The organism is bacterium, from assembly GCA_030649055.1.
Lineage (GTDB): Bacteria > Patescibacteriota > Minisyncoccia > UBA6257 > JAUSGH01 > JAUSGH01.
Window position 1 is genome coordinate 1 of record JAUSGH010000017.1, and the last position, 4,251, is coordinate 4,251.

At 52.6% G+C, this 4,251-nt stretch carries 4 protein-coding genes; 2 read left to right on the forward strand and 2 right to left on the reverse strand.

Going from position 1 to position 4,251, the window contains the following annotated elements:
• The first annotated feature begins 11 nt into the window (after positions 1–11).
• Positions 12–1,400 (forward strand): glycine--tRNA ligase, encoded by a 1,389-nt coding sequence (locus tag Q7R85_03700; protein ID MDO8585191.1) that lies wholly within the window; start codon positions 12–14, stop codon positions 1,398–1,400.
• Between the two features lie 181 nt (positions 1,401–1,581).
• Positions 1,582–2,868, forward strand: coding sequence for a pitrilysin family protein (locus tag Q7R85_03705; protein ID MDO8585192.1), 1,287 nt, complete (start codon positions 1,582–1,584; stop codon positions 2,866–2,868).
• Positions 2,869–2,964: 96 nt separating this feature from the next.
• Here the strand turns inward: Q7R85_03705 and Q7R85_03710 are convergent, their stop codons facing one another.
• Complete coding sequence (locus Q7R85_03710; protein ID MDO8585193.1) at positions 2,965–3,375, reverse strand: hypothetical protein; 411 nt, start codon at positions 3,373–3,375, stop codon at positions 2,965–2,967.
• Between the two features lie 123 nt (positions 3,376–3,498).
• Positions 3,499–3,936 carry a hypothetical protein gene (locus Q7R85_03715; protein MDO8585194.1) on the reverse strand — a complete coding sequence of 146 codons (438 nt, stop codon included), beginning with the start codon at positions 3,934–3,936 and terminating at the stop codon, positions 3,499–3,501.
• Between the last annotated feature and the right edge of the window lie 315 nt (positions 3,937–4,251).

Below are 4,251 nucleotides of genomic sequence, written 5' to 3' on the forward strand. Positions count from 1 at the left end.
GAATCAATAACATGGCAAAAGAAAAAACGCAGTTAAAAGAAAACAAAATGGAGAAGATCACCTCCCTCGCGAAGAGGCGGGGTTTTATCTTTCCCGGATCGGAAATTTATGGTGGCCTTCAGAACTCATGGGACTACGGTCCGCTGGGTGTGGAGTTGAAGAATAATATCAAGCAGGAGTGGTGGCGCAGGTTTGTGCAACAGCGCACGGATATGGTGGGAATCGACGCTGCGCTTTTGATGAATCCGAAAGTATGGGAGGCCTCGGGGCACCTTGCCAACTTCACCGACCCGCTCGTGGAGTGCAAAAAATGCCATGAACGGTATCGCGCGGACGTGCTCGCCGAAGCTTCAGCGAAGGTGAGTCAGTTGCCCCCGGATACAACAAAGTGCCCGAACTGCGGGGGCGAGCTTACGGCTGCGCGCCAGTTCAACATGATGTTAAAGACATTTCTTGGGCCGGCGGAGGACAGCGCGCATGTGGCGTATTTCCGTCCCGAGACCGCGCAGGGGATGTTTGTGAATTTTCAACTTACCGCGAATACGACGCGTAAGCGGTTGCCGTTCGGCATTGCGCAAATGGGCAAAGCGTTCCGCAACGAAATTACTCCCGGCAATTTCATTTTCCGTACGCGGGAGTTTGAGCAGATGGAAATTGAGTATTTTATTAAGCCGCCAAAAACCGACGTGGAATGGACTGCGCATGTTGAAACATGGCTAGAAGAAATGAAAAAGTGGTGCGCGCATTTGGGAATTGCCGAAAATAAACTGCACTTCGCGGAAATTCCGGATGGCGAGCGAGCGCATTACTCCAAGCGCACGGTGGACATTGAATACGAATACCCGTTTGGCCGTAAAGAACTGTATGGCTTGGCGTACCGCGGCGATTTTGATTTGAAGAATCACGCGGAGAAAAGCGGTGAGGACTTGCGTTACAGCGATCCGGAAACCGGCGAAAAATACTTACCGCACGTTATTGAACCCACGTGGGGGGTGGACCGATCGGTGCTGGTCGCGATGCTTGAGGCATACCATGAGGAGGATGCGCCGACGGCTCAAGAAGGAGAGAGTGAGACGCGAGTTGTCATGCGATTTCCGAAATGGCTCGCGCCGTATAAAGTGGCGGTGTTGCCCCTTTCCAAAAAAGAAGAGCTTTCGGGTGTTGCGGGCGAAGTGTATGACATGCTTCGGGCAAGTTTCGTTACCGACTACGACGAGTCCCAAAGTATCGGCAAGCGCTACCGCCGGCAGGATGAAATTGGTACGCCGTATTGCGTAACGGTGGATTTTGATACGCTGAATGATAAGGCGGTGACGGTGCGGGACAGGGACACGATGCTACAAGAAAGAATCGCCATTGATAAACTCGGCGCGTATCTTAAAGAGAAACTTGGCGTATAGCGCAGATGGCTAATTACTAATTTCTAATATCTAATTTCTAATTGCGGTATCGCTTCGACGGGCTCAGCGAGTAAAAAATATTTTATTTCCTGAGCGAAGCGGAGCGGAGTCGAAGGAATACAATAATTAGGCATTAGATATTGGGAATTAGAAATTAAAAAGTAGCGAATTGCTCATAATTATGAAAACCGCAAAAACAAAGACATATTCCCGAACTGTATTGGATAACGGTCTCCGCATCATTACCGTTCCCCAAAAGGGCGCCTTAGCCGTGACAGTGCTGGTGCTTGTGGAGGCAGGGTCAAAGTACGAGACCAAGGATATCAACGGGCTTTCGCACTTCTTGGAGCATATGTGTTTTAAGGGCACCAAAAAGCGGCCGACGGCGATGGATATCGCGGGAGAGCTTGACGGCATCGGTGCCGAATATAATGCCTTTACCTCGCAGGAATGGACCGGTTATTACGCTAAAGTGCAGGCGCACGAACTGGATACCGCGCTGGATATTATTTCGGATATGTATCTGAATCCGATTTTTGACCCGAAAGAAATCGAAAAAGAAAAAGGCGTGGTGATTGAGGAACTCAATATGTATGAAGATATGCCGCAGAGGCGTGTGCAGGAACTTTTTACACAGCTGATGTATGGCGATCAGCCGGCGGGGTGGGATGTGGGTGGCAACAAAGAAGTGATCCGGGAGATGACACGCGAGCATTTTTTAAATTATCGCGGCAAGCATTATTTAGCGGACGCGACTTCTGTTATTGTTGCCGGAGCGTTTAACGAGAAGGAGATTATGAAGAAAATCGAGCATGCCTTTCGCGAAATGCCCGTCGGGAAAAAAGAGGGTAAGCTTGTGGTAAAAGAAGCGCAAAAGAAACCGGCGACATTCGTGAAGTTTAAAGAATCCGACCAGTCCCACCTTGTCATCGGCGTGAGGGCTTTCTCTATGTTTGATAAGCGGCGATATGCGCTGGACGTGCTTTCCGACATATTGGGCGGGGGAATGAGCTCGCGGTTGTTTCAACGTGTGCGCGAAGAACTTGGCGCCGCGTATTACGTGAAAGCCGGCGCGGATTTATTGACTGACCATGGGTACTTGGAAATTTCCGCCGGCGTTGAACACTCAAAACTTGAGATTGTCGTCACCGCGATTCTTAAAGAATTGAAAACGTTAGCAACCTTGCGGGTGACCGAAGCCGAGCTTGCGCGCGCGAAAGATCACCTTTCGGGAAGAACGGTGCTTGGGCTTGAAACGTCCGATGCCTTGGCGATGTATTACGGCGGGCAGGAGGTGGTGCGGGAACCGATTGAGACTCCGGAAGAAGCGCTGAAAAAAATGCACGCGGTGACGCCGGAGGATATATTAGGCGTTGCAAAAGACATTTTCAAGAATGAAGGGTTGAACCTTGCGTTGATCGGGCCGGTCAAAGACGGGAAGAAGCTGGAGGGGTTGTTGAAGATATAGATTCGCCCGATGTCGGATGTTCGGTGTTCGGCGCGGACGGAAAAGGGAACGGCTCAACGAGAGTGACTCGTTGAGCCGTTGCGGTTCCGGTGCGGTTTATTTGTCGGTGGTGATGGCGATCATGTTCCCATCGGGGAATGTGATGCGCGCATCCACGCGGATGTTCGCGGCCTCAATCTTTCCGACTTCCACATGTTCCAGGTAAGCCAAGAATCCATCGCGTTTGTCGGCGTCGATTGCGGCAACCTCTTCCGCGGTGAGCAGCCGGCAGACGATGAGCCGTTGCGGTGTTTTGATTGCCGCTGTTGCGAGGCAGAAGCTGATCTTGCCGGGCGGTGGAGAGCCGCCAGTGAAGGTGACGAAAAGGCCATTCTTGTTCCATGCCTCAATTTTTTCATTGAGGCGCTGCTTCATGGCGGTTTCCTTGTCGTCATCGCTCATCTCGTCAATGCCTTCCACATCCTCGCAGAGTTCCTCCGGGTCAATGACTTCGGTGCGCGATCTCATGACGATTCCCTTTCAAATGGGTTGCCGCGTGTTTCTTTTTATAGCGTATACCCTGGCGCCCGAAATTGTAAACAGCCCCCAGGAGAATCCCTGTGGGGCTGTTTGGCGCGCGTTGTTGTAGGTCTAGGCGCTCACCTTCGTGCAGAGGAACATGAGCGCGGCATTTCCACCGGCCTCCATAGAGAGCATGCAGTCCACGTGGTAGCCCTCCGCGTTCCACCGTTGCACCGTGGACTGAGTTTCGGCGGTCACGTGCGCGGAGCGCTCATCCCTCGTCATGCTACACCACAGGTGCTCTTCGTTCGTATCCGCGTCTCCGTCTGGGTTGGTCCAAGTGAACCGTTGTTCGACACCCTTGGCCGGCTCCGAGAGGAGCATCAGCGTATTCCCGTTCTCCAGAAGTCCACCGAGGGTTATGCGGAGCCCTGCGGTGTTGAACCTGGTGATCTCGCGTTGCAGCCACTCCGTCACGCGCGCGTTCCGTTGCGCTTCGGTGAGGTTTTCGGGACTCCCGAGCGCATCCAGTGCGGCGAGACTCACAAACTCCAGGGCCTGCTTCATCGTCAACTCCTTTTCAGTTGTCGATGCCTATGGAATGCCGGCGTCGCATGACGCTGGAACTGAAAAAACAATAGCATTGTAGAATGCGTTTTGCAAATGGAGATGCTTTGTCATTCCGGGCTTGACCCGGAATCCAGCTTATCGCCGACTCTGGATCCCCGCGTTCGCGGGGATGACATAAATGTAAGATTGCTTCTCCGCCTTAGGCGGATCGCAATGACGGACGGGCACTTACTCCTCCTTCGCTCCTTCCTCTTCCGCTTGCGCCACTTTTGGCTGGCCGTCGGCGGCTTTCGCGCGTTTCACGATTTCGTT

Bases quoted from the DNA above. Each gene is read 5' to 3' on its own strand.
- Q7R85_03700 (MDO8585191.1), top strand. From the start codon at position 12: ATGGCAAAAGAAAAAACGCAGTTAAAAGAAAACAAAATGGAGAAGATC.
- Q7R85_03705 (MDO8585192.1), top strand. From the start codon at position 1,582: ATGAAAACCGCAAAAACAAAGACATATTCCCGAACTGTATTGGATAAC.
- Q7R85_03710 (MDO8585193.1), bottom strand. From the start codon at position 3,375: ATGAGATCGCGCACCGAAGTCATTGACCCGGAGGAACTCTGCGAGGAT.
- Q7R85_03715 (MDO8585194.1), bottom strand. From the start codon at position 3,936: ATGAAGCAGGCCCTGGAGTTTGTGAGTCTCGCCGCACTGGATGCGCTC.